Here is a 24,226-nt window from a genome sequence, read left to right as displayed (position 1 = left end):
GAAATCGCTGGTGGCGCGGTGATACTTTTCTCTATGCTCCGCTCCTCAGCCACTAAGGTTTGGTTCCATGCTCATCCAGGGGGCTAACAATTCATTCAAACCATCCCTACTCCGCGGATCGGTTTAATTCAGTTTTTAGATAGCATGTCCAGACCTTTGGTGACTGTTAGATCGATCTCCGATTCAGAGGTGGCGATCATTGAGCGTGCACTTGCCGTTACGGCAACCGATGAGTCCGCTCAGGATCTGATTGGACTTGTTCGCTCACTGCAGGTGGTTGGCCGTTGCGAGTGCGGCTGCGCGTCGGTGGACTTTCGTGTTCCCGCTCAGGGCCAAGTCGCACGCATCGTTGCCGACGCGGTAGCCAAGGCTCCGGACGGCGAGCACCTAGGCCTGATCGTCTGGGCGCTGGACGACCATCTTTCGGGCTTGGAGGTCTATAGCTACTCGGATCGTCCAGCGTCCTTGCCAGTAGTGACGTCAATATCAAACTACAGATCGGACGGCGGTGTGGATGCAACCTAGCAATGCATTCAAGCCGGACCCGCTTCGCGGCACGGCTTAGCCCAGGTGCGAAATGATGATGGCAAGCATGGCGCACCGAGAATCTGAGCCAGCGGCAATAACGGAATGACGAAAAGTATTCTCGATGTGACCTTCTTCGCCCAATAGCCCTCAGGATGATCCGGTAAAAACTTGTCGCTCAAGTCATCAAGCGACGGAGCAACGTCATCCGCCACGTCATCCGAATCTAACCTCTCACAGATAGGCAGATGCGAGCAAAACCTCCCCAAGTGATCTAACTGCCCCCTCCGCACCATCGATGAAGGCAGGGTTCACGCCCACGATCAGGCCTTCACGCCGGCCGAAACCTGGTCCACCGGCCACCGCACGCGCACCAGGCAACCTCATGTTCTACAAGGGCAGCATGTTCCCGCAGTGGAGGGGCAGCGCATTGATCAGCGGCCTTGTCAGCGGGGGAGTCATTCGCGTCACCGTTGACCGCAAGGGCGGCGCCACCGCGGTCCAGCGCTGGAGCCCGGACAAACGCATAAGCGATATCGAAGAGGCGCCGGATGGCGCGTTGTGGGTATTGGAGGATGCGCAACCCGGTGGCCTGTACCGGCTCACGTCGAAGTAATGCCCTGCGCGGCAGCGCATGCGGCAGGAACATCCTTCCTGCCCCCTCGGCGAGATCCGCGGCGTGCAGCAGCAGCGCCCACTCGCGTTGCTGCGTCAATTCCCCACGCAGGCTGCGCGGCAGCGGCACCCGCCGATCCTTGCCGCCTTTGCCGTCGCGCACCACGATCTCGCCGCGAACCATGTCCACATCCTTGATCCGCAACCGCAGGCATTCCAGCAACCGCATCCCGCTGCCGTACAGCAGCCCTGCCATCAGCCGGCAGGACCCCTCGAGCATCGTCAGCAAGTGCGCGACCTCCTCGACCGAGAGCACCACCGGAATCCGCCGCGGCCGCTTGGCGCGCACCAGATTCTCCATCCAGGGCAACTCCACGCCCAGAACGTCGCGATAAAGGAACAGCAGCGCCGCCAGCGCCTGATTCTGCGTTCCGGCCGACACCTGGCCACGCGTCGCCAGTTCGGTCAGAAACGCTTCGACCTCGGCCTGCCCCATCTGCGCCGGATGCCGCTTGCCGTTGGCCAGGATGAAGCGCCGTATCCAGCCCACATACGCTTGCCCGGTGCGCAGGCTGTAATGCCGAAGCCGCAGCCGACCACGGACCCGATCCAACAGCTTGGGCGCAAGGCGCGTCGTTACGCCTGCATCGTCACGGGTGTAACTCATACGCCTGCTCAACCGTCGGATAACGCAACCAGCATCGACGCCAAGACCGTCGGTTGCCATCCGGCAAGTCATTGTTACGAAGTAGGAATTCCCCTCTTCCCAGACTTCTGGCGTTAGTCGATACTTGGCGCAACACCGCTTTTAGGCGGTCCAATAGTAGTTAGGCCGTGGTGGAGCAACATCATCGGTGCTCGCATCTTCGACCAGTTCACTGGCGCGCACGCGGTCGGCTCCGGACAGTGATTCTCACCGTAACTGGCATCGGACAGTCCGCCGCTTCGTCATTTCGTGTCGCTGCCGCGCGGCACTCATTGCGCCTGGCTTCGGAGCCAACAGGCCCCGTGGCATTGCGGTGCAAGCTTCATCCCGCAAGCTGTGGCACACTCGGCTCACGCGGGCAGTGCTGGGGAGCAAGGCTGCGGCCTCAACCGTTTCGGCCACTCACTGCCTAACAACTCATTCAAGCCTTAGGTTTTTCTCAACAAGGACGAACGATGGAAATCCTCAAAGAATTATTTAGTAGCAAAAATTTTACCGCACTATCTGTTCTTTCTGCCTTGGCATCTGGTTGTCTTTGGCACCTCTCTACAAGGCCTGTTGATTGGATGCCTTGGGATTTAAACGCACTAGCCGCGATCATGGCCATTGCGTCAGCCATCTTGGCAGTGTTGAGCATCATCTTTTCGGGAAGCAGCGAGCCTAGTACAGAAGCGTCAACTCAGCGCTTGGCGTTGCTCATCGGCAGGGTTATAAGGGCCTACACGCAGACAACTCCTTGCAATTCCACTAACGTCCTCAGTGAACTCGACGCCATCTCCGCAAACGCGAAAAACGAAGAGACAAAGGAGTTGGCGAAAGTGATTGCTTCTGCAGTTCGCTCCTCCAAGGAAATAGTTCGCGAAGAAGACCTCGATGCTGCGGACCAAGCCTAACAATTCATTCAAGCCGACACCGCTTCGCGGCGCGGCTTAATTCAGACGTTAGGCCGCTCGGAGAGTTCATGCACCCTTTGACGTATGTACCTGTAGCTCTTTTCACTGCCGTCATAGCGAATGACTGGTTACTGACCCGTAGCATCCGCAAGGCCCTTGGGACACAGCAATTAAGGTCTCCTGAGTTGGACAGCCTTCGTTCGGGCGGCTCACCACTCGGGATCTTCCTTAACCTATTACGTATGCGAAAGATTCCAGTAGCTAATGACTTGTCAGACCCTGATCACGTTGCCATTAGGCGGCACTACCGTGCTCACCAGGTTCTCGTCGGGCTGCTGGTCTTTTGCATCATTGGGCTTTTGCTACTTCGGGCAGCGGCCTAACAATTCATTCAAGCCGAACCCGTTTCGCGGGTCGGCTTAACTCAGGCGTTAGGCTCAGAACAAGGATGCCCATGAACCGAGTCTTCATTCCACCCGAGAACGTGTGCAACGCGGTAGATGCAGTTGTGGCCGATGGCTACGCAGCGGTTGAAGGCACAAAGTCCATTGCAGTCCCTTACTGCAACAGGATTATTGATGCACTGGGACCATACGACGACATCACGCCAGTCACGGCATATCAAAACGTGACAAACCGTGGGTACTTGTATCTCGTCGTTGACACTCAAAGGTATTCGCCCACTGCTTCGCAGTTGCGAGACCTAATCGATGAGCTGGATCTCAATGATCCGGTCTAAGCCTAACATTTCATTCAAGCCGACGCCGCTCTGCGGCACGGCTTAACTCAGGCGTTAGGCCCGCAACAGACTCTCCAGCGATCTGCCAAACAGCAATGGATTACTCACTGCAAATCATCGCACCGGGTCCTCGGCCACCTTACTTCAAGTTGCGGAGCACCTGTGGGGCGTAGGTTGCGATATCGACTCAGACGGTGACAGCGCTACCCCAGAGGATCGTCACTGGACGGAGCTAACCTTGCGCTTGCGCAGCAGTCCAGAGCAAAGGGTAGACATTGATCCACTTTCCAGTGACCCTTTGGTTCTCGTGGTACGCTCTTTGGGTCAATCACTTTGTCGGCAGACAGCAGATTTCATTACCTCTGTCTCTGGCGGTGCGATCCGGCAGGCTTAACAATTCATTCAAGCCGAGCCCGCTTCGCGGCCCGGCTTAATTCAGGCGTTAGACCTCTATGCCGCAGCGTCGTGCAATCACCGAAGCACTTGAACTCATTTTTCAAGGAATTGATCGCCTGAAAGATGCATTCCCCAATCGGTTTTTTACTATTGATGGGCGTCTTGTTGGTGATATCGGGGAAGTCATCGCCGCGCTTGAGTACGACATGGAGGTTCATGAGGTATCTCAAGCCAAGCATGACGGAGTTACATCTGACGGCAAGCTCGTCCAAGTCAAAGCCACCTTCAAAGACTCGCTAACCTTCAAGAGCACGCCAGAGTTGTATCTTGGCTTCAAGCTGCATTCCAACGGTGAGCACGAAGAGATCTACAACGGCCCAGGCCAGATCATCTATGACCGCTACTCGCACAGGAAGGGAATCGGCAAATCCTTGCTGTCGTTTCCGCTCACGGAATTGCGTAAGCTTTCTGCCACAGTGCCTGTCGCTCAGCGCGTTGCCAAGCGAGAGGGCTAACAATTCATTCAAGCCGACGCCGCTTCGCGGCGCGACTTAATTCAGACGTTAGGGCTCACAAGCAACTTCGCACAATCCGGAGGTGTACGATGAAAGCTACCGCTGTTTCTTTACTGATGTGTGTTGTTTCCGCCGCTGCTCTGGCTTCAGTGCCTGATCGCGTTCAGTTCACGGGTTCGGTGCAGCACGATGACCTAGGGCCTGTCATCAATTTAGCAAAATGACCGAGGCGATCCAGTAGATCGCGCCGAGGAAGTTGCAGGCTGTCTTGTCGTAGCGGGTGGCAATGGCCCGGTACTGCTTGAGTCTGGCGAAGAAGTTCTCGATCAGGTGTCGATCCCTGTACAACACCCGGTCGTAGTCACGCTGCACCTTGCGTGTTGGATGGGAGGGGATGACGATCTGCGTCTCCTGTCGCTGCATCGGCTCGATCACCCGTGCGCTGGCGTCGTAGGCTCGATCAGCGAGCAAGGCGCCGACCGACAATCGCGGCAACAAGGCATCTGCACCTTCCAGATCCGAGGCCTGGCCTGCGGTCAGATGAAATGCCACCGGATTGCCCAGCGCATCGACCACCGCGTGGATCTTGCTGCTCAGTCCGCCGCGGCTGCGTCCGATGGCCTGCGGCTCCCCCCTTTTGCCCCGGCGCTGTGCTGATGCGCCCGGACGATGGTGCTGTCGATCATCGCGTATTCGTTGTCCGCGTCTTCTGACAGGGCCTGGAACACCCGTTGCCAGACGCCTGACCGGCTCCAGCGGGTATGTCGTAGGTGGATGACGCGGAAATCACCGAAGCGCTCAGGCAGGTCCCGCCAGGGAATGCCGGCGCGGTAGCGGTACAGCACGGCTTCGACGAACAGTCGATTGTCCTTGGCGGTCACACCGACATGGCCGGCTCGGCCGGGAAGCAGATCGCGGATGCGATCCCACTGATCGTCTCGAAGGGCGTAGCGACGTCTCATTGCAGGGCGATGTAGGAGGGGGCGACAAGCATCGCCTATCTCAGCAAATGATGACAAGACCTAACCCCCGTCACTTTTGACCTACAACTGCCCTCCAAGCAGGCGGCGACACTTCAATTATCAGATGGCTTAACATTGGAGTTGGCCGCGCCGGGCAGCTCGGCGAGCCCAGATGGTGCACTCATTCGGCTTGTATCGCCCTCAGGCCAAGTTTTACACACCGCAAAAGTTCCAGATCCCGGCATGGCGAGCAAGTCATTCGCATATCGTGTTTGCAAGGGTCAGGTCACATACTTGAGTCCTGCACCAGCAGTTGTTCCAGCTTGCGGGGTGTGAGCCCTAACAATTCACTCAAGCCGAGCCCGCATCGTTATGGCCACGAGCGGACAGTGGATCGCGCGGGCCGACTTAATCCAGGCGTTAGCTGCTTCTCCGGTTGCGAAAATGATCAGCACAAGCAAAAGGATGCTGCGTGGAGTGCATACCGCCCGAAGAAAAGCTCGAACTATCGCTGTAGTCAAACGACATGGACCTGCACTACTGTTTGGGAACGTTGCACTTCGCGGAACAATTACCCCCCGCATTGCCCTGGATCTGTAACCCGACCGGTTCTGCCCACGGCCCAAAGGAGTCGCGTTGTGAAAGCGCTAATTGCGGTAGTTGCCTGGTTCCTCCTCTTTGTTCTGTGCTGGCCGCTGGCCGTGCTGGCGTTGGTCCTTTGGCCAATCGCCTGGTTGTTGACACTGCCGTTCCGCCTGGTGGGGATCACGTTCTCTGCGATGTTCGCGCTCCTGCAGGCCATCCTGTTCCTGCCTGCCCGCCTCTTTGGTTGGCGGCCGGGACACGCAGCGGCGGCCTAACCATTCGCTTCGCGGCGCTGCTTGGCTAAGGCGCTAGACGCCCAGCTCGACATCGAACCGTGCATATCAACCCCGATCGCTTCCTGCAGATCGAAACCGGCCGTGTCGTCACGCCGGAATGCAACCAGGCGGCATGGACGAAATCGTACCAGGTCTTGGACGAAGCGCTTCGGAACGCAGGATCCTTCCAGCAAAGTCTACGTGCTTGTAGGCCCGCGGGGTGCGGGCGAGAGCGCCTGGCCAAATCCGTCGCATCAACACTCCGGGGCGCGATCATCTTCGACGCCATCTTGGTCGAGCAGGCCGAGCGCCAGCCCATCGTGGCCGCAGCAAGATCGCACCCGGTGGAGGCCCTCGCCGTTTGGTTCAAGACGCCGCTCGAGGCATGCCTCTCGGGTAACGCCTCACGGCCGGCCGATGAAGTCGTGGCCGAGCAAGCTGTGCGGAATGTACACTCGGCCATCGAGCCGCCAAGCCTGATTGAGGGCTTCGCGAAAGTGATAGAGGTGCAATGAGAATCCCCCTACATATCGGCATCGTTGCATGTTCTGCCGAGGGCGCGGCGCTTTGCTACCGGACCATCTGCGCGGAGGGGGCAGCCTTGTTGGGACCGCACGCGCATCCGGAGGTGTCCTTGCATTCGGCGTCTCTTGCCGAGTACGTCGCGTGCCTCAACGCCGGCGATCTCGACGGTGTTGCAACGCTGATGCTTTCGTCGGCCAGGAAGCTGGCCGCCGCAGGGGCGGATTTCCTGATCTGCCCCGACAACACCATCCATCAAGCGTTCGCCCAGGTTGCGGCGGCATCTCCGCTGCCATGGCTGAACATTGCGCAGGTTGTGGCGTCGGAGGCCGTCGCAAGAGGCTACGGCCGCCTCGGCATTACCGGGACCCAGTGGCTCGTTGCCAGCAACGTCTATCCGGACCAGTTGCATGCGCAAGGACTGGAGTGCATTCGTCCCACTGACGCGGAACGCGACGAAATCGGCCGCTTGATCATGGATGAACTGGTCTATGGCGTGTTCAAGCCGGAAACCACCGCGTATTTCCAGCAGATGATTCATCGACTCAAGAATCGCGGTTGCGACGCCGTCATTCTTGGATGCACGGAGATCCCGCTGATCATCAACGACGACAACTCTGCGCTTCCAACATTGGACTCGACGCGATTGCTCGCTCGCGCCGCCTTACGCGAAGCAATCGAGAACGCGCGGTAGGCGCTGTCGATCCATCCAGCCGACGTCGCTTTGCAGCACGGCGTAGCTCTGGCTTCAGCGCGCAGCACCAGCACGTCCGGTCGCTTGACATCCACACCCACCATGGCGATCTCGTCGCCAAGCAGCGTGGAAACTCCTCTAGTCGCGGTGCACCTCCGACAAACCGGTGGCCCACAAGCAATCCGTTACCTGGCCCGCTTCCGGGCAGGGCCTATCGTTTTTTCCAGCGGGCGGGCCACCTCGCCGTCGGCCCCGCCACGGCTCAAACGCCAGGCGGCGGGGGAGAATCCGTCGCCATATCTGGGGTTTTATCCGGCGATTTGGCTGGTTCGTCGCACGCCAGTCCCCGCATTGCCCTGAATCTGCAACCCTTCCGGTTCTGCTCACGGACCAAAAGAGTCGCGTTATGAAAGCGCTAATTGCGATCGTTGCCTGGTGCCTTCTCTTTGTTCTGTGCTGGCCGCTTGCCGTGCTGGCCTTGGTCCTGTGGCCAATCGCCTGGTTGCTCACCGTGCCGTTTCGCCTTGTAGGGATCACGTTCTCTGCTGTGTTCGCGCTCCTTCAGGCCATCCTGTTCCTGCCTGCCCGCCTCCTTGGTTGGCGGCCGGGCCGCGCAGCGGCCGCCTAATAATTCGCTCACTCGGAAGCCACCTCGCGGCCTGGCTTGATTCAAGCGTTAGCCACTCCAAGAGACTTCCGAAGGAATCGCATATGCCCCGACTCTTCTTGCTCGCACTGCTTGTTGTGTCCTTCAGTGCAAGCGCAATCGTCATTCGAGATGACGTTGACGACGCAAAGTATCGGGTTCCGGCGTCTGAGTTTCCTGCTCTAGTGGACATGCCTGGTGAGGGACATGGCGTGCTGATTGCACCGCAATGGGTTGTGACCGCTGCCCATGCGGTCACGTGGCAATCCGAAATCAAGCAGGTCACTCTTAATGGGATACCTCGGGACGTTGAACGCCTCGTGATACACCCCGGATACAAGAAGCCTCCGCAAGAGCTACTCGACCAAGCGCTAGCCACTTGGGATTGGACGCTGTTCAGAGTATTGCTCTCCTCCTCCGATGACATCGCACTTCTCAAGTTGGCACAACCCGTTACGGATGTCACTCCGGCCGCAATCAGCAGGAGCAATGACGAGTTCGGCCAGGTCATCAAGATCATAGGAAAAGGCGCTACGGGTAACGGAGTCACCGGATACGAATTCAGCAGCGCCCACCGCACGGAGCTTCGCCGTGCGTACAACAAAGTCACCAGCGCCGATGGCCGCTGGTTCTGCTATATGTTCGACAAGCCGTCGGACGCCCTCCCGCTTGAGGGCGGGTCTGGAAGTGGGGACAGTGGCGGACCCGTCCTTTTCCAGACTCGGAAGGATTGGCTCTTGGCCGGACTGACCTCATGGTCGGATCCTCAAAGCGCCATCAGGACGCCAGGAAGATATGGTCAGATCAGCTGCAATGTCCGCCTGAGTCATTACAGCGAGTGGATTGAAAGCATCATATCTACACCGCCGTAGGCGGGCGCTAACAATCCATCGAGCCGAATCCGCTTCGCGGCGGCGTTGACCGAGTTGCGCTCGTCCTGCCGCCCGCTCAGCACGCCGAAACAGGGAGCCGTCCATTTGGCGCCACTGGCGGCAACCGTTTTCTATTCTTTGGCGACTGCATGAGGTGTGCTGGTATCGATCCAGGCAAGGTCGCCAAACCTCTCGCCATCGACTGGGCTACGGTCCAAGAATTCATTCAAGCCGAGGCCTTTTCGTTGGGGGTTGACTGACGAGCATAGCGGGCTAACCTTTCGTTCGAGCGGTCCGCTTCGGCAGGCGGCTCAACTCTGGCCTTGGCGACCATTGGAGTTTGGTATGGACACTGATAGCGCACTAAAGATCATCACCGCACTTGCAGCTGGGGTCGACCCCTTCACCGGCGAGGTGTTTCCAAGCGACAGCGCGCTCCAACATCCGGATGCGGTACGCGCTTTGTATACCGCGTCGCTCGCCCTTCAAGGATCGAAAGACAAGCGAGCCAAGAAATCCACTGCCCGGAATACCGACCGTCCAGGCAATGTCGGTGCGCCTTGGTCCGAGGCTGAAGATCGGCAACTTGTGGAGCAATTTGAGGCGGGGAAGACAGCAAGAGAGTTGGCCGAATCGCACGAACGGACGGTTGGCGCCATTCGATCAAGGCTCATCAGGCTTGGAAAGCTGCCGGCCGAAGCTGCGCGCAGCTGACTGGCCGTTCCATCCGACTTCATGACTGATGCTGCAGTCCAAACGCTGCACCAGCTGCGCACCCGGCTACGCCATGCTTCCGTCGCTACGGTCGGCGGCTTCCGCCCACCCGAGGACCCGTTGACGTCATGGTTCTGCCGCGCAGTCGGCCTGCCGGACGAAGGCCTTCCTTGGTGGGACGGCGAGCCGATGTTTCCGCTGTTGCAGGTCCGGATCGACGAGCTGCCCTTCGTTCCCCCGCAGCTGGACGGCATCGCGCTGCTGGTGCTGTTCCAGAACCTGCAGCGTCACCCATTCGATCGTGCGCATGGCGATGGCTGGCTGGTCCGCGAGTACAGGTCGCTGGATGGCCTGCAGCCGCTTCCCTCCACAGCGCACCCGTTTCGGCCTTTTCCGATCCGATGGAGCGAGGTAGGAGACGATGCTCCCGGGTGGGAAGACGCCTGGGACTGCGTCGACCTGACGCCCGTCAACGACGACCAAGCGGCATCCGATGCATTCTTCGACGACTTCGCGCGCTACGCCGGTACCAAGTTCGGCGGATACCCTACCGAGATCCAGCATGGCGTCGGCTTGAAGGACTTCGTCTTCCAGGTGGCGTCGGAAGAGAAGGTTGGCTGGATGTGGGCAGACAACGGCGTCGGCTACTTCTTCCGCTCGCCCGAAGGGCAATGGTCATGGTCCTGCCAGTTCTACTGAATGCAGCCGACGCTGCATGCAAGCCGAGCCTGCCGCACAATGGCGGCTGCTTGCCCACCTTGGGCCGTGTTTGTGCCTCCGGCCCGGTGCCGCCACACATTCAGGCATGCAGACAATGATGAGCATGAAGCCCGCCGGCTGCTCCGGAACGCCTCTCGCCCAAAAGCTGGGGATCGCGGCCAACAGCACCGTGGTTGCGCGATACGCGCCCGACAACTACCGCACATTGCTCGGGCCGCTTCCCGCTGGGGCCGTCTTCGACTCGGCCGTTTCTCCCGCCACCGACATCGTGCATTTCTTCGCCGAGCGCAAGCGCGTCCTGGAAGCAGAACTCGCAGCGCTGCGAAGCGCGATCCGGCCCAATGGCGTTGTCTGGGTCTCCTGGCCCAAGAAGGCATCGAAGCTGCCGACCGACATCACCGAAGACACCATCCGGGAGTTGGCGCTGCCGCTCGGCTTCGTCGACGTGAAGGTCTGCGCGGTGGACGCGATCTGGTCGGGCCTGAAGTTGGTCATTCGCAAGGAACTCAGATAGGCACGCGACCCAGGCGCCGTGCCAGCCGTTGCGCCCGCCGTGGTCTTGGCATCCGTCGCCGCTCCTGCGGCCATTGTGCGATCGCTGCGCTAGCACGGACAAAGATTCGATCGCGGCGTTCGCCAGGCGGCGCGCTTATTGCGCTACTCGCGCTCTCCTTCCCCGCCTACGCGACGAGCCAATGCCCGCCCGAATTCGGCCCGAAGAATCCGATCGTCGACCTGCCGGGCCGGCTGGTCGCCGCCGTGGGCATCGTCGTTGGCGGCCTGCCGTTCGCTTACCTGGTCCGGCGCTCGCGTGGCATGCGCTGGCTTGCCCGCTGTGCCGTCATCGGCGTTGGGTCTTGCGGGATGGTCGGCGTAGGCTAGGCGGCCAGGCGCCGGCGTTCGCCTACTTCTTCTTCCCATGCCAGGAATGCGCCCAGGCCGGTCATCCGCGCCGAGCCCGGGTCATGGACGGGCATGGTTGCGGCAACCGCGGCGCCTCGCGCTCTTCGCCCGGCTTGCACTTCGCTGACCGTATCGTCCGTACACTGCCGTTCTGCCGGGATGTTCCAGATGCTGTCCTCCGCCCCGAGTTCTCCGTCCCCGCTGCGGCCTTTCGCGGCGCGTGTCCTGGTCGTCATGGCGCTGGGCGGCCTGGCCCTGTTGGCCTGGCAACTCTCCGAACTGCTGCTGGTCGTGTTCGGCGCGGTGGTGGTCGGCGTGCTGCTGCACGGGCTGGCGTCGGCGTTGCGCAAGTGGCTGCCGGTTCCGGAATGGGCCGCACTGGGCCTGGTGATCCTGCTGTTGGTGCTGATCCTGTCCTCGATCGTGTTGCTGTTCGGCGCGGAAGTCGCCGCCCAGATCGACGCGTTCCGGACCACGTTGCCGGCGGCATGGAACAAGTTCCACGCGTGGTTGCAGTCCGGCCCGCTCGGGCCGCAGATCGAGAGCATCCCCGACCAGTTGCGCGACGGCGCTTCGACGCTGGCCACGCATGCCGGCGCGATCGTGCTATCGGCCGGCGGCGGGATCACCGACGCGGTGCTGATGCTCGTCGGCGGCGTCTACCTTGCCGCGCAGCCCAAGCTGTACCGGCGCGGGCTGCTGCGGCTGCTGCCGCGCGACCGGCGCGATGTCGCCGACGAGGCCTTGGCCGCCAGCGGCCAGGTGTTGCGCGCCTGGCTGGGCGGTCAGTTCCTGGCGATGCTGGTGATCGGCAGCCTGACCGGCCTGGGACTGTGGCTGCTGGGCGTTCCGGTGGCGCTCGGCATCGGCCTGCTGACCGCGCTGCTGGACTTCATCCCGATCGTCGGCCCGATCGTGGCGGCGGTCCCGGCGGTGCTGCTCGGCTTCACGGTCAGTCCGCAGGTGGCGCTGGGCGCGCTGCTGGTGTTCGTGGTGCTGCAGCAGATCGAGGGCCATGTGCTGCAACCGCTGATCCAGGCGCGCGCGGTGGACCTGCCGCCGGCGTTGCTGCTGTTCTCGCTGTTCGGCATCGGCGTGCTGTTCGGACCGATGGGGGTGGTGCTGGCGGCGCCGCTGACCGTGGTGATCTACGTGCTGGTCAAGCACTTGTATGTCCACCATGCCTTGGACGATGCCGACGGCGCCGTGCCGGCGGAGTGATCCGTCGGAGTGGCGCGGCGTCCTGCCGACGACGCCCGACAGGACTGAACAGGCGCGTGGCCGCCGTGTTGCCAGCCCCGGCGATGCGCAACGGCCGCAGCCGTGCAGATTCCGTACTCCTATCGATGATGCCGTTTCGCAGCGGAGCCCAATTCGGATGCCATCCATGCGCCATGCCACCCTCCGCTACGACAGGAAGCTGATTCGTCGAGCGGTACGGAACTTCTGGTGGCGCGTCGCCGGCTTCCGATATGTCGCAGCCCTGATCTTCCTGGCGGTATCCCTTGGTGTCATCATTGCCCGCGGCGACACCTCCTGGGTGGCGAGCGTCTTGGCAAGCGTGCTCGCGCTCGGCGTCGCCTTCCCCATTGCCCTGTATGCCATCCACTATCGCAACTCGCTGCTCAGGCTCGATGCAATGGGCGCTCCCAGCGCCACGCTCGACGCAGCCGAGACGTCGCTGTCGTTGTCCTCCGGCGCCGGCAAGACCACGCTGCCCTGGTCCGCAATCGTGGAAGTGTGGCAATTCGAATCTTGCTGGCTGCTCCTGCTTTCGAAGGCTCAATTCGTCACCTTGCCCCTCGCCGACATGCCCCCGGAGACCGCGGAGTTCATCATCGCCCGGGTCCTGGCTGCGGGAGGCAAGGTTTCCTGACGCCATATGCGGTCGAGGCCACTTCGCGGCTCGACGTCCCCCTAGGTTGGCGCTCCCCCATGCCGCACTACTACAAACGCCGCTGGAACCAGTCTCGCGCCGATCGCTACGACGCATGGGGTCGTTCCTGGTGGTTCTTCGAAACCGATGATGCGTTCTGGCCGACCCGGCAGATCGAAATCTACGACGCCGGCCAGGTCCTGTGCTACCACCACGCCCATCTCGAGGATGCGTATGGGGGCCTGAGTGGCGCAGCGCTCGATCCAGACGAGTTCGCGCCGTTTCGCATCGGCCAAGCCGAGTTCGAGCGCGCGTGGTCGGCGCACAAGCCGCTCAATGGCGATTAAACTGTTCAAGCCGACGCATGGGGGACTAACAGGGACGTTGCATGCCTCATGCTGGAATCTACATTCTCGGCCTTCTCGCGTTCCTTTTCTCCGCATTGTTCTGGCTGCGCAGCAGGCGCCGGCCCATGCGATCTGCAGAAGAAGCCTTGGCGACGACCTGGCTTGGCGTCAGGCGCCTGGTGCTGTTTGGATTCTGCATGCTGCTGGTACTCGGCGCGCTGCGCAACGTGTACCTCGCATTGGCGCTGCAAGACCTCCGCCATGCCTGTTACGCAGCGCTGGGCATCGTGCTTGCGCTTGTCGCCTACTGTGTCGGCCGCTATGGAAGGGTTCGCCGGGGCTCCACGGCCGCGGAAGACAAGCAGGCGCACAGGAAGCGGATGAAGAAATATGGCTGGCGTTGGTGAGCCCGATATCTGGATCACGCCGCGTCTGAAATTGTCGGTCCGCAACGGACCGCGCACCGTCGCACTTCACCTGCTGCCGCACAGGCGCCGATCCACCTGATCGGGCACTCCGCAGCATGCTCGATCACGTTTCCCCGGCGTCGCCGACATCGAACGCGCCGCGCGGCTCTACGGCGCGGTGCTGGGCGCACTCGGCTATGCCCGGGTGGGGGACGACCTGTGCCCGGGGAGACGACGACCAGGCCGTCGGCTATGGCGTACCGGGCGGCGCCGACCTGCTGACGATCAAGCTGCGAGGCAGCAGCGCGCGAGTGCCCGGTCCCGGTTTCCAGCTCGCCTTCGCCGCGCCCAGCCGGGACGCGGGCGCCGCGTTCCATGACGCGGCGTTGCAGCATGGTGGCCGCAGCAACGGCGCTGCCGGTCGGCGCCCGGACGACGGTCCCGATCATGACGCCGCATTCGTGGCGGATCCGGATGGCCAGCCTATCGAGGCCGTCATCAATCAGGCGCCGTAAGCGGCGCGCCACGGCAGCCAACAATGGCGACGGCGACAGCGGACTTGGGGTTAGGCTAGTCCGTCCCGAGTTCCATTCGAATCGATGCCGATGCGCCGCGCCCAGCCTCAGAGAATCGGCCTGATCTCCGACACCCACGGCCTGTTGCGACCACAGGCGCTGGCAGCGATGCACGATTGCATCGCCATCGTGCATGCCGGCGACATCGGCAAGCCGGAGATTCTCGATGCGCTGCGCGCGCTCGCGCCGCTGCATGCGATCCGCGGCAACATCGATACCGCGCCATGGGCGCGGGCGCTGCCCGACACGCTGGACGTGGAGATCGCAGGCGTGCGCCTGCACGTGCTGCACGATCTGAAGACGCTGGCGCGCGATCTGGCTGGCGTGGACGTGGTGGTCAGCGGCCACTCGCACACACCCGCACTGCAGACCCGCGACGGGGTGCTGTCCCTCAACCCCGGCAGCGCCGGGCCGCGTCGCTTCAAGCTACCAATCGGCGTGGGCTATCTGTATCTGGAGGCCGGCGGCGTCCGCGGCGAGTTGCACGCGCTGCAGTGAGCCAGGGACGCTGCGGCCACCGCCGTGTGCGTCGGAAGTCATGGTTACGCGCCGCGCACGAGCGCCTACAATCGAAATTGTTATTCAGTAACAAAATCGCCCGCCACCTTGCCTGCCCCTCGCCTTTCCCGGAGATCCCATGCGCCGCCTCGTCCTGGCTTCCAGTCTCGCCCTCGCTGTCTCCGCCTGCTCGCAGCAGGCCGCCGCTCCCGCCGCCAAGGCCGCACCCGCCGCACAGGCACCGGCGGCGACTGCCGCGCCGCCGCCGCTGATCCCGCGCGACGTGCTGTTCGGCAACCCCGAGCGCAGCAGCGTGCAGCTGAGCCCCGACGGCAAGACCCTGAGCTGGCTGGCGCCGGTGGACGGCGTGCTCAACGTCTGGGTCGCGCCGGCCGACGCGCCCGACCAGGCGCGCGCCGTCACCCACGACAGCGGCCGCGGCATCCGCTCCTATTTCTGGTCGTTCCTGCCCGACACCTTGCTGTACATGCGCGACAGCGGCGGCGACGAGGATTTCCACCTGTTCGCGCTCGACGTCGCCAAGGGCGGCAAGGGCCGCGACCTCAGCGACTTCCCCAAGACCCGCGCGCGGGTGGTGGCGGTCAGCCGCAAGCATCCGGAATCGATCCTGGTCGGCATGAACGACCGCGATGCGCAGTGGCACGATCTGTACCGGGTCGACCTGGCCGGCGGCAAGCGCACCCTGCTGCAGAAGAACACCCAACAGATCGGCGAGTACCTGGCCCACGACGACTACCAGGTGCGGCTGGCGACGCGTTCGCGCGAGGACGGCGGCGAGGATCTGCTGCAACCCGACGGCAAGGGCGGCTGGCAGAAGCGCGAGGAGATCCCGTTCGAGGATTCGCTGACCACCGCGCCGTCCGGCTTCACCGCCGACGGCAAGACGCTGTACTTCGTCGATTCGCGCCAGCGCGACACCTCGGCGCTGTACGCGGTGGACGTGGCCGGCGGCACGCGCAAGCTGCTGTTCGAGGATGCGCGCGCCGACGTGGGCGGCACCCTGACCGATCCGCGCAGCGGCGTGGTGCAGGCGGTGGAATCGAATTACCTGCGCCCGGAATGGAAGGTGCTGGACCCGGCCATCGCCGCGGACATCAAGCAGTTGCAGGCGATCGGCCCGGGCGAGATCTCGGTGCTGACCCGCACCCAGGACGACCGCACCTGGATCGTCGCCTACTCCGCCGCCGATGCGCCGGCCACCTTTTACCGCTACGAGCGCACGCCGTCCGCGCAGGGCAAGCTGACCAAGCTGTTCGCCGCGCGCCCTGCGCTGGAAGGGCAGCCGCTGGTGCCGCAGTGGCCGCAGGAGATCCGCTCGCGCGACGGGCTGACCCTGGTCAGCTACCTCACCCTGCCGCGCGAGGCCGACGCCAACGGCGACGGCAAGGCCGACAAGCCGGTGCCGCTGGTGCTGTTCGTGCACGGCGGGCCGTGGGCGCGCGACGACTACGGCTACAGCGGCTACAACCAGTGGCTGGCCAACCGCGGCTACGCGGTGCTGCAGGTCAACTACCGCGGTTCCACCGGCTTCGGCAAGCGCTTCACCAACGCCGGCGACGGCGAGTGGGCGGGCAAGATGCACGACGACCTGCTCGATGCGGTGCAGTGGGCGGTGCAGCAGGGCGTCACCACCCAGGACCAGGTCGCGATCATGGGCGGCAGCTACGGCGGTTACGCCACGCTGGTCGGGCTGAGCTTCACGCCGGACACGTTCAAGTGCGGCGTGGACATCGTCGGCCCGTCGAATTTGAACACCTTGCTCAGCACCATCCCGCCGTACTGGAAATCCGGTTTCGAGCAGATGGCGCGGCGCATCGGCGATCCGCGCACCGAGGCCGGCAAGAAACTGCTGGAAGAACGCTCGCCGCTGAGCCGCGCCGACCGCATCGCCAGGCCGCTGCTGATCGGCCAGGGCGCCAACGACCCGCGGGTCAAGCAGGCCGAGGCCGACCAGATCGTCAACGCGCTGAAGGCCAAGCAGATCCCGGTCACCTACGTCCTGTTTCCCGACGAAGGCCACGGCTTCGCGCGGCCGGAGAACAACAAGGCCTTCAACGCGGTGAGCGAAGCGTTCCTGGGCAAGTGCCTGGGCGGACGCACGCAGCCGTTCGGCCAGGACCTGGTCGGCTCCAGCCTCGGCGTGCCGGACGGCGCGGCACAGGTGCCGGGCCTGGAGGACGCGCTGAAGTCGCACACGCAGAGCGTGCGCAAATAGGTCCTCGCCGACGCCGCGGCGTGCCTCCCGTGGTGGGTCAGATCGCCACGATCGTGGAAGCAGAGGGGTTGGCGTGGGCCACGCCGCCCCTCACCAATCGGTCGGCGCGTAATCCTTCAGGAACTGGCCCCACACGTGTTCGCCGGTGTTGAAACCGTGGATGATCGGGTCGACGATGCGCGCGGCGCCGTCGACGATGTCCAGCGGCGGGTGGAAACGTTCTTCCTGCACCTTGCGTGCGGCGATCTCGGCCGGATCCTCGTCGGTGACCCAGCCGGTGTCCACGCTGTTCATGTGGATGCCGTCGTTCTGGTAATCGGCCGCCGAGGTCCGCGTCATCATGTTCAACGCGGCCTTGGCCATGTTGGTGTGCGGATGCCGGGTGGTCTTGAAGTTGCGGTAGAACTGCCCTTCCATCGCCGAGACGTTGACGATGTGCTTGTCGCGCTCGGGCGTGCGCAGCAGCAGCGGCTTGAGCCGCGCGTTGATGATGAACGGGGCGATGGCGTTGACCAGCTGCGTCTCCAGCAACTCCACCGACGGTACCTCGGCCATCAGCAGGCGCCAGGAGTTGCGCCCGCGCAGGTCCACCTGCTGCAGGTCCTGGTCCAGCCGGCCTTCCGGGAACAGGTGCTGCTGGCCGAGCAGTTCGTCGGCCAGCAACGGCACCTGCGACAGTTCGGCGGCGCGGGTCAGGCCGTCGGCGCCGCTGATGCCGTGGCCCTGGCCCGCCGGCAGCGTGGTCGCCGACGCCGCCGGCAGCAGCTCCGGGCTGCGCAGGCCTTCGTAGTGGCCGACCAGACGGCGCACGTGCTCGGGCAGTTCGTGCAGCGCGGCGGTCTCGCCGGCCATCATGTGCGCGTAGAACTGCGGCGGCCGGCGCACGGTCTGGCAGGCGTTGTTGACGATGAAGTCCAGGCGCTCGCGCGTGGCCAGCAGCTGGCTGCAGAACGCCTCCACGCTGGGCGTGTGGCGCAGGTCCAGGCCGAACACCTGCAGGCGGTGGCCCCATTCGGCGAAATCCGGTTCCTGCGCGTAGCGCGCGGCCGAATCGCGCGGGAAGCGCGTGGTCACGATCAGCTCGGCGCCGGCGCGCAGCAGCTTCAGGCCGGCCTGGTAGCCGATCTTGACCCGGCCGCCGGTCAGCAGCGCCACGCGCCCGCGCAGGTCCGCGGTCTCGGTGCGCTTGAAGTAGTTCAGCTCGGCGCAGGCCGGACACATCTGGTCGTAGAAATGGTGCAGCTGGGTGAACTTCTGCTTGCACACGTAGCAGTGGCGCAGCTCGGGCGATTGCGCCGCCGCGGGTTCCTCGGCCGCGGCATTGCTGGCGTCGTGCAGGCCGGCGGCATGCGGCGGGAAGTAGTTCGGCGTGCTGAACACCGGCTTGCGCCGCAGCGCGCGGATGCCGGTCTGCTCGAGCAGCGCCTCGGCCTTGCGCACCTTCTCCTGGTGGCGTTCGCGCGCCTGCTGCTTGAGCAGTTGCCGGCGCGCCTTGGGCTCGGGGTGGTAGACCTTGGCGACGACCTGGTGCAGGCGCACGCGGTCGGCCTCGGGCAGCGCGTCGAGCAAGCTGCGGTCGGCGTCGATGGCTTCGAGCAGGTCCAGGGCGACGCGCAGGCGCTCGGTCAGGGGTAGGTCGTCGGTGGCGGGGGGCGAGGCGGTGGTGTTCAAGACGGATCCGGAGTGGGCGGTGGCGAGCCGTGAGGAAAGCGCGGCAGCGAGCCGGGGCAAGACGGCGGTGGGCGGCGATGCTGCGCACCCGGCGCTTGCGGCGAACGGGCATCGGCAGCGCAAGAGGCGTTGCGAGGGGCCGGGAGGGAGCGGCCAGGCGGCATTTTCGCCGATCCGGGGGTGCCGGCGCCATGTCGGCCGTGCATCATCGCGCAATCCCGCCTGGCGGCCCAGTGCGGCCGGCGCCCGCGCCGCAGGCGCCGCGCTCATGCGCCATCGGCAGGCGCGTCGACCTTGCGCAGCAGCCTCTGCCGCGGACGGATGCGAGGTCCGTCCGCTGCGTCGCCAAGCAGCGACATCGTGGCCTGTGGGACGCACACGACCTGCTTCCCGCGACCGATGCCGGCTTCGATGTCCCACTGCTCTCGCCGGCGCCTCGAGCGAGCGTAGCGGCGCGACCGGCGCGACCAGATACTCTCCGGGATCTCGCGCGTTGGTGTTCAAGATGGATCCAGGGAGAAGCGACAACAAGCCGTGGAAGGCGCGGCTGCGTCGGGAACATCGCACGAAGCTGTGCACAGCCGACAGGGCAGGCGCATTCGCCGATCCAGTGGCGTTGGCGCCATGGCGGCGGCGGCTGGTTCTACTTCAGAAACCGAATCGCCCACGCCGATGATGGAGTTTATCGAATCCCATGCTCCAAGCCTGCGCCAGCTCTTCGCGATGTGGTGCATAGAGCGCACCCTCGTACGGCGGCGGCCGTCGCCGCCAATGACGCGCCGGAGTGCGTGCGATGCACGGCGGCGGCGGGGCTACGCACAGCGCGCTTGTGCGCACGTGCCAGGGCATTACCCCGCCACTCTGGCGCGCTTTCGCTCCGGCCAGCGCCAGAAAACCGCCGCCTGGCCTGCACGGCTGGAGGCGTCAATAACTCGTCGACTTCAGCGGCGACATAATCAACCTGTACGCGCAGTTGCCGCAGTAGTGTCACCGGCAATGAATACGATAGTAACTGTCGACTCTTGGGGAGTGAGGCAGACAGCCGGCCATGACTGAGCATTGCGTTCGATTCGATCCACACGCCTTGCTCGAGCAGGCACTATCGCCGGGCGGCCTGCGCCCGGTGTACCAACCGATCGTCAGGCTGGCAAGCCATGAAGTGTTCGCACACGAAGGATTGATGCGGGTCGCCGACCTGCAGGCGTTTCCTGTCGCACTGTTGGAACGAGCCAAGGCGGCCGGCACACTGGAGCGGTTCGAGCTGCTGGCGATCCAGGCCGCGATGGACGGCTTCGATTTCGCGCAGGGCGGACGCCTGTTCCTGAATATCAGCGGCAACTCGGTCCTGGCCCTGCACCAGCATCCGCGGCGATTGCTCGATCAGCTCAGCGCGCGCGGGCAGGATCTCGGCCGCTTCGTCATCGAGATCACCGAGCGCGACACGGTCGACAACGTCCGCGGCTTGGCCGATGCGCTGGCCTACCTGCGCGCAGCGGGTGTGCGCGTGGCGCTGGACGATTTCGGCCATGCGCATTCCAACTTCGCGTTGTGGATGGGGATATCCCCGGACTACCTGAAGATCGATCGCTGCCTGGTCCACAATATCGCCCAGTCCAGCGGCGCGCTGAGCATCCTGCGCGCGTTGATCCAGATCGCCGACGACCTGGGCAGCGAACTGATCGCCGAAGGCGTGGAGCGACAGGAAGACCTGGAGATCCTGCGCGACCTCGGCGTGACCAACGCGCAGGGATACCTGCTCGGGCGCCCGCTGCCCACGCCCTGCCGCGAGGTGCCGGATTCGGTGCTGACGGCGCATCAAAGCAAGCTGCCGGTGCTGCCGCGCAACAACCGCCCCACCGGCTTTCGCAACATCAATGCCGGGCACCTGTTGATTCCTGCACCGTGCATCGGCGCCGACAAGAACAACCTGGAAGCGGAGCGGCTGTTCCAGCGGCATCCCAACCTGGCCGCGCTACCGGTGGTCAATGCCGCACAGCAACCGCTAGGGCTGATCAATCGGCGCATCTTCAGCGAGTGGATCGGGCGCCCGTTCTCGCGCGAATTGAATGCACGACGCTCGTGCACGCTGATGATGCATGCCTCGCCGGTGGTCTGCGACGTGCAGCAGAACATCGACGAAATGTCGGCGATTCTGCTCGGCGAGGACCAGCGCTACCTGAGCGACGGCTTCGTCATCACCCGCGACGGCCGCTATCTCGGCGTGGCCACCGGCGAGGCGCTGGTCCGACGCGTGACCGAGCTGCGCATCGAGGCGGCGCGCTACGCCAATCCATTGACGTTGTTACCCGGCAATATGCCGATCTCCGAGCATATCGGCCGCCTGCTGCGCTCCACGCGGCCGTTCGTGGCCGCCTATTGCGACCTGAACTACTTCAAGCCGTATAACGACCAGTACGGCTATTTTCGCGGCGACCGCATGATCCAGCTTGTTGCCGCCACGCTGCAGCATCATGCGCAGCCGAACTGGGACTTCGTCGGCCACGTCGGCGGCGATGACTTCGTGATGCTGCTGCAAAGCGATGACTGGATGCGCATCTGCCAGGACTGCGTGCGCGACTTCAACGAGGCGGCCAAGGCGCTCTTCGACCCCGAAGACCTGGTCCGCGGCATGCTCGAAGGAGAGGACCGCAATGGGCAGATCAACCGCTTCCCGTTGACGACCCTGACCATCGGCGTGGCGATGGTACAACCGAGCCAATGCCACAGCCCCGAAGAGGTGGCCTCGCTGGCCGCAGCGGCCAAGCGTCAGGGCAAGCGCCAGGGCCAGGGCGTGTTCGAGCTGGCGCAGCCCGCCCTGTCGTTACTGGAGCTTGCCGAGACCTAGCCGGCGATCGGCAGCCCACGCGACCGCGTCGCCGCATTGCCGCATCGCTGCCGACACAGCGACCGGCATGCTGCGGTGACCGGATTGCGTCCGTGGCGACGCAGGTTGCGTTCGCCCAGGCCTGCTGCAAGCCCTGTCCATCGCGACCGCCTGCTCAGCGCGCCGGCGCCTGCGCGAACTCGCCGCGTTGCAACCTGGCCACGTCGTTGCCCTGCGCGTCCTTCGCCTGCAGATCGGCGCCCTTGGCGGCGAGGTCCTTCAGCACCTCGGTGCGCTGGAACAGCGCCGCGTACATCGCTGCGGTCTGCCCGGCGTTGTTGCGCTGGTCGGGCGCGCAATCGGCCTGCATCAGCCGCTTGGCGATCGCCAGCTCGCCCTTGAAGATCGCGCCCATCAGCGCGGTGTTGCCGCGCTTGTCCTGTGCGCAGGGATCGGCGCCGGCCTGCAGCAATTGCTCCACCGCCGGCTGCTGGCCGTGGTAGGCCGCCAGGATCAGCGCGGTATAGCCCTTGTCGTCGCGGGTATTGAGGTCGTAGTGCGCATGGATGAACTCGGCCAGCATGTCCTGGCGGCCTTCGCGCGCGGCATCGAAGAAGTAGTCGCGCAGTTGCGCCTGGACCTTGGCCGGGTCGGCCGCCACCGCCGCGGGCGCTGCGCTGGCGGACGCGGCGGCCGCCAGGCTCATGACGAGAAAAACGAAACGACGCATGCTCGGTCTCCGGAGAAGAAGGCGCAGCGCGGCGTGGGGGAGGCGCCGCCGCGCTGCGCGGTGAACGATCAGTCCTGCAACTGCGCGGCCAGCTGCTTGACCCGCGCCAGGTCGCCCTTGGCGACGCGGGCGACACCGCTGCCGTAGGCCGGATCGGCCTTGTACAGGAACGACAGCATGATGTGCTTGCTGGCGTCGTCGGCGCCGGCCAACGATTCGCCGAAGCTCTGGATCAGGTCCTGCTGCTCTTTCTTACTGTAGCTGCGGAACAGATCGCCGGCCTGCTTGAAGTTCTGCTCGCGGACGATCTTCGCCTGTTGGGTGCTGCCCGACAGCGGCAACTGGCTGTAGCGCGCATTCGGATCCTGCGGACGCGGGCTGAGCCGGCTCGGTTCGTAGTTGACGCCGCTGGCGGTGGCGCCGGAGTTCATCGCGCCGTCCTGATTGCCGTTGTTGACCGCCACCAGTGGCCGGTTCACCGGCAGGCTCAGGCCGTTGGTGCCGACGCGGTACAGCTGGGTATCGGCATAGGAGAAGATGCGTCCCTGCAGCAGGCGGTCTTCCGACGGCTCGATGCCCGGCACCAGGTTGGCCGGCGCCATCGCCACCTGTTCGGTCTCCTGGAAGAAGTTGTCCACGTTCCTGTTCAACACCAGCTGCCCGATCTTGCGCTCGGGCACGTTGGGCCAGATCTTGGTCGCATCCAGCGGATCGAAATCGAACGTGGCCAGGTCTTCCGGCTTGAGCACCTGGATGTACAGATCCCACTTCGGATAGTCGCCCTGCTTGATCGCGCCGACCAGGTCGTTGGTCAGGTGGCTGTAGTCCTTGCCCTGCACCTGCGCCACCTGCTTCGGATCCAGGTTCTTCAGGCCCTGCAGCGACTTCCAGTGGAACTTGACGTAGTGCACCTCGCCCTGCGCGTTGACCAGCTTGTAGGCGTGCACGCCGTTACCGTCCATGAAGCGGTAGCCGGCCGGCGTGCCTTCGTTGGAGTACAGCAGGGTCAGCGTGCGCGTGGCTTCCGGCACGTGCGAGAAGAAATCGAAGCGGCGCGCATCGTCGTCCAGGTTGGTGCGCGGATCCGGCTTGAACGCATGCACCATGTCCGGGAACTTGATCGCATCGCGGATGAAGAAGGTCGGGAAGTTGTTGCCGACCAGGTCCCAGTTGCCTTCGCTGGTATAGAACTTGGTGGCGAAGCCGTGCGGGTCGCGCAGCGTCTCCGGCGAATGGTTGCCGTGCACCACCGAGGAGAAGCGCACGAACACCGGGGTCTTCTCGCCGGCGACGAACACCTTGGCCTTGGTCAGGTCGGAGATGTCGGCGCTGGCGGTGAATTCGCCGTGCACGCCGGTGCCGCGCGCATGCACCACGCGCTCGGGAATGCGCTCGCGGTCGAAGCGCTGCAGTTTCTGGATCAGCTGCACGTCCTGCAGCAGGGTCGGGCCGGTGGCGCCGGCGGTCTGCGAGTTCTGGTTGTCGCCGACCGGCGCGCCGTTGTCGCGGGTGAGCGTGGACTGGGCGAACCCGGCGGGGACGATCAGGGTCTGCGACAGCAGGGCGAGCACCAACAGTGATCCAGGGCGCATGGCGTCAGCTCGTGTTTAAGGGGACTGCATCATGGCGGTCGTGCTGCGCGCGGAGAATTCGATAGTTGCTATGGCAGCAATAGGCAGCCCGGATGTGGGGCCTACGATGTGACTGCCGTCGCTTATGGCCTGCAGGGCTTGTCGCAAGTCCGACATCGCCACGCACACGCGCCGCCGCAGGCCGCAAA

At 63.9% G+C, this 24,226-nt stretch carries 23 protein-coding genes and 2 pseudogenes; 20 read left to right on the top strand and 5 right to left on the bottom strand.

Translation table 11 applies throughout. The features are described from left to right. Positions 1–928 precede the first annotated feature (928 nt). Positions 929–1,141, top strand: coding sequence for a PQQ-dependent sugar dehydrogenase (locus NRY95_02265; protein ID UYC18470.1), 213 nt, complete (start codon positions 929–931; stop codon positions 1,139–1,141). A 3-nt stretch (positions 1,142–1,144) separates the two neighbouring features. Here the strand turns inward: NRY95_02265 and NRY95_02260 are convergent. After that, positions 1,145–1,807, bottom strand: a pseudogene (locus NRY95_02260) (integron integrase). A gap of 494 nt (positions 1,808–2,301) precedes the next feature. Here NRY95_02260 and NRY95_02255 point away from each other — a divergent pair. The 3 genes from NRY95_02255 (at position 2,302) to NRY95_02245 (ending at position 4,389) form a co-directional block, all read left to right on the top strand. Continuing rightward, positions 2,302–2,739, top strand: coding sequence for a hypothetical protein (locus NRY95_02255; protein UYC16828.1), 438 nt, complete (start codon positions 2,302–2,304; stop codon positions 2,737–2,739). A gap of 454 nt (positions 2,740–3,193) precedes the next feature. Next, positions 3,194–3,478, top strand: a complete 285-nt coding sequence (locus NRY95_02250) for a hypothetical protein (GenBank protein ID UYC16827.1) — start codon at positions 3,194–3,196, stop codon at positions 3,476–3,478. Positions 3,479–3,930: 452 nt separating this feature from the next. Continuing rightward, positions 3,931–4,389: a hypothetical protein gene (locus NRY95_02245; GenBank protein UYC16826.1), complete on the top strand. Its 459-nt coding sequence runs from the start codon at positions 3,931–3,933 to the stop codon at positions 4,387–4,389. Between the two features lie 207 nt (positions 4,390–4,596). On the opposite strand, the pseudogene NRY95_02240 reads toward NRY95_02245, so the two are convergent. Then, positions 4,597–5,351: pseudogene (locus NRY95_02240) on the bottom strand (IS5 family transposase). 638 nt (positions 5,352–5,989) lie between these two features. Between NRY95_02240 and NRY95_02235 the strand changes: the two are divergent. The 15 genes from NRY95_02235 (at position 5,990) to NRY95_02165 (ending at position 17,221) form a co-directional block, all read left to right on the top strand. Beyond that, positions 5,990–6,211, top strand: a complete 222-nt coding sequence (locus NRY95_02235; protein UYC16825.1) for a hypothetical protein — start codon at positions 5,990–5,992, stop codon at positions 6,209–6,211. Positions 6,212–6,270: 59 nt separating this feature from the next. Further along, positions 6,271–6,726: an ATP-binding protein gene (locus NRY95_02230; protein UYC16824.1), complete on the top strand. Its 456-nt coding sequence runs from the start codon at positions 6,271–6,273 to the stop codon at positions 6,724–6,726. Continuing rightward, positions 6,723–7,427, top strand: a complete 705-nt coding sequence (locus NRY95_02225; protein UYC16823.1) for an amino acid racemase — start codon at positions 6,723–6,725, stop codon at positions 7,425–7,427. Before NRY95_02230 ends, NRY95_02225 begins: the two co-directional genes overlap by 4 nt. 406 nt (positions 7,428–7,833) lie before the next feature. Further along, entirely contained in the window at positions 7,834–8,055 is a 222-nt protein-coding gene (locus tag NRY95_02220) for a hypothetical protein (protein UYC16822.1), read from the top strand. A gap of 83 nt (positions 8,056–8,138) precedes the next feature. Beyond that, positions 8,139–8,945, top strand: coding sequence for a trypsin-like serine protease (locus NRY95_02215; protein UYC16821.1), 807 nt, complete (start codon positions 8,139–8,141; stop codon positions 8,943–8,945). A 345-nt stretch (positions 8,946–9,290) separates the two neighbouring features. Beyond that, on the top strand, positions 9,291–9,659 hold the full coding sequence (locus NRY95_02210) for a hypothetical protein (GenBank protein UYC16820.1): 369 nt from the start codon (positions 9,291–9,293) through the stop codon (positions 9,657–9,659). Positions 9,660–9,680: 21 nt separating this feature from the next. Continuing rightward, positions 9,681–10,358 carry a YwqG family protein gene (locus tag NRY95_02205; GenBank protein ID UYC16819.1) on the top strand — a complete coding sequence of 226 codons (678 nt, stop codon included), beginning with the start codon at positions 9,681–9,683 and terminating at the stop codon, positions 10,356–10,358. 118 nt (positions 10,359–10,476) lie between these two features. Further along, entirely contained in the window at positions 10,477–10,893 is a 417-nt protein-coding gene (locus NRY95_02200) for a DUF3052 domain-containing protein (protein ID UYC16818.1), read from the top strand. Between the two features lie 623 nt (positions 10,894–11,516). Next, complete coding sequence (locus NRY95_02195; protein ID UYC18469.1) at positions 11,517–12,503, top strand: AI-2E family transporter; 987 nt, start codon at positions 11,517–11,519, stop codon at positions 12,501–12,503. Between the two features lie 166 nt (positions 12,504–12,669). Further along, on the top strand, positions 12,670–13,158 hold the full coding sequence (locus tag NRY95_02190; GenBank protein UYC16817.1) for a YcxB family protein: 489 nt from the start codon (positions 12,670–12,672) through the stop codon (positions 13,156–13,158). A gap of 59 nt (positions 13,159–13,217) precedes the next feature. Beyond that, the gene (locus tag NRY95_02185) at positions 13,218–13,505 is read left to right on the top strand and encodes a hypothetical protein (protein ID UYC16816.1); all 288 of its coding nucleotides are present in this window, start codon (positions 13,218–13,220) and stop codon (positions 13,503–13,505) included. Between the two features lie 41 nt (positions 13,506–13,546). Further along, positions 13,547–13,912 carry a hypothetical protein gene (locus NRY95_02180; GenBank protein UYC16815.1) on the top strand — a complete coding sequence of 122 codons (366 nt, stop codon included), beginning with the start codon at positions 13,547–13,549 and terminating at the stop codon, positions 13,910–13,912. 116 nt (positions 13,913–14,028) lie between these two features. Then, positions 14,029–14,427 (top strand): VOC family protein, encoded by a 399-nt coding sequence (locus tag NRY95_02175; protein ID UYC16814.1) that lies wholly within the window; start codon positions 14,029–14,031, stop codon positions 14,425–14,427. Positions 14,428–14,517: 90 nt separating this feature from the next. Further along, entirely contained in the window at positions 14,518–14,985 is a 468-nt protein-coding gene (locus NRY95_02170; protein UYC16813.1) for a metallophosphatase family protein, read from the top strand. Between the two features lie 139 nt (positions 14,986–15,124). Continuing rightward, complete coding sequence (locus NRY95_02165) at positions 15,125–17,221, top strand: S9 family peptidase (protein ID UYC16812.1); 2,097 nt, start codon at positions 15,125–15,127, stop codon at positions 17,219–17,221. A 90-nt stretch (positions 17,222–17,311) separates the two neighbouring features. Here the strand turns inward: NRY95_02165 and NRY95_02160 are convergent, their stop codons facing one another. Further along, the gene (locus NRY95_02160; protein ID UYC16811.1) at positions 17,312–18,892 is read right to left on the bottom strand and encodes an SDR family oxidoreductase; all 1,581 of its coding nucleotides are present in this window, start codon (positions 18,890–18,892) and stop codon (positions 17,312–17,314) included. Between the two features lie 1,048 nt (positions 18,893–19,940). Between NRY95_02160 and NRY95_02155 the strand changes: the two genes are divergently transcribed. Next, positions 19,941–21,737, top strand: coding sequence for a GGDEF domain-containing protein (locus tag NRY95_02155; protein UYC16810.1), 1,797 nt, complete (start codon positions 19,941–19,943; stop codon positions 21,735–21,737). 154 nt (positions 21,738–21,891) lie between these two features. Here the strand turns inward: NRY95_02155 and NRY95_02150 are convergent, their stop codons facing one another. Next, positions 21,892–22,446 carry an ankyrin repeat domain-containing protein gene (locus NRY95_02150; GenBank protein UYC16809.1) on the bottom strand — a complete coding sequence of 185 codons (555 nt, stop codon included), beginning with the start codon at positions 22,444–22,446 and terminating at the stop codon, positions 21,892–21,894. A gap of 68 nt (positions 22,447–22,514) precedes the next feature. Beyond that, positions 22,515–24,038 (bottom strand): catalase KatB, encoded by a 1,524-nt coding sequence (gene katB / locus NRY95_02145; protein ID UYC16808.1) that lies wholly within the window; start codon positions 24,036–24,038, stop codon positions 22,515–22,517. Positions 24,039–24,226 lie beyond the last annotated feature (188 nt).

This window comes from Xanthomonas campestris pv. phormiicola (assembly GCA_025666215.1).
Classification (GTDB): domain Bacteria; phylum Pseudomonadota; class Gammaproteobacteria; order Xanthomonadales; family Xanthomonadaceae; genus Xanthomonas_A; species Xanthomonas_A campestris_A.
Note: the sequence above shows the minus strand (reverse complement) of the source record. Positions and strands in the feature narration are given on the sequence as shown.

Bases quoted from the DNA above. Each gene is read 5' to 3' on its own strand.
- NRY95_02150 (UYC16809.1), bottom strand. From the start codon at position 22,446: ATGCGTCGTTTCGTTTTTCTCGTCATGAGCCTGGCGGCCGCCGCGTCC.
- NRY95_02220 (UYC16822.1), top strand. From the start codon at position 7,834: ATGAAAGCGCTAATTGCGATCGTTGCCTGGTGCCTTCTCTTTGTTCTG.
- NRY95_02165 (UYC16812.1), top strand. From the start codon at position 15,125: ATGCGCCGCCTCGTCCTGGCTTCCAGTCTCGCCCTCGCTGTCTCCGCC.
- NRY95_02210 (UYC16820.1), top strand. From the start codon at position 9,291: ATGGACACTGATAGCGCACTAAAGATCATCACCGCACTTGCAGCTGGG.
- NRY95_02185 (UYC16816.1), top strand. From the start codon at position 13,218: ATGCCGCACTACTACAAACGCCGCTGGAACCAGTCTCGCGCCGATCGC.
- NRY95_02175 (UYC16814.1), top strand. From the start codon at position 14,029: ATGCTCGATCACGTTTCCCCGGCGTCGCCGACATCGAACGCGCCGCGC.
- NRY95_02265 (UYC18470.1), top strand. From the start codon at position 929: ATGTTCCCGCAGTGGAGGGGCAGCGCATTGATCAGCGGCCTTGTCAGC.
- NRY95_02195 (UYC18469.1), top strand. From the start codon at position 11,517: ATGGCGCTGGGCGGCCTGGCCCTGTTGGCCTGGCAACTCTCCGAACTG.
- NRY95_02255 (UYC16828.1), top strand. From the start codon at position 2,302: ATGGAAATCCTCAAAGAATTATTTAGTAGCAAAAATTTTACCGCACTA.
- NRY95_02225 (UYC16823.1), top strand. From the start codon at position 6,723: ATGAGAATCCCCCTACATATCGGCATCGTTGCATGTTCTGCCGAGGGC.
- NRY95_02170 (UYC16813.1), top strand. From the start codon at position 14,518: ATGCGCCGCGCCCAGCCTCAGAGAATCGGCCTGATCTCCGACACCCAC.
- NRY95_02205 (UYC16819.1), top strand. From the start codon at position 9,681: ATGACTGATGCTGCAGTCCAAACGCTGCACCAGCTGCGCACCCGGCTA.
- NRY95_02155 (UYC16810.1), top strand. From the start codon at position 19,941: ATGACTGAGCATTGCGTTCGATTCGATCCACACGCCTTGCTCGAGCAG.
- katB (UYC16808.1), bottom strand. From the start codon at position 24,038: ATGCGCCCTGGATCACTGTTGGTGCTCGCCCTGCTGTCGCAGACCCTG.
- NRY95_02245 (UYC16826.1), top strand. From the start codon at position 3,931: ATGCCGCAGCGTCGTGCAATCACCGAAGCACTTGAACTCATTTTTCAA.
- NRY95_02180 (UYC16815.1), top strand. From the start codon at position 13,547: ATGCCTCATGCTGGAATCTACATTCTCGGCCTTCTCGCGTTCCTTTTC.
- NRY95_02250 (UYC16827.1), top strand. From the start codon at position 3,194: ATGAACCGAGTCTTCATTCCACCCGAGAACGTGTGCAACGCGGTAGAT.
- NRY95_02190 (UYC16817.1), top strand. From the start codon at position 12,670: ATGCGCCATGCCACCCTCCGCTACGACAGGAAGCTGATTCGTCGAGCG.
- NRY95_02215 (UYC16821.1), top strand. From the start codon at position 8,139: ATGCCCCGACTCTTCTTGCTCGCACTGCTTGTTGTGTCCTTCAGTGCA.
- NRY95_02200 (UYC16818.1), top strand. From the start codon at position 10,477: ATGAGCATGAAGCCCGCCGGCTGCTCCGGAACGCCTCTCGCCCAAAAG.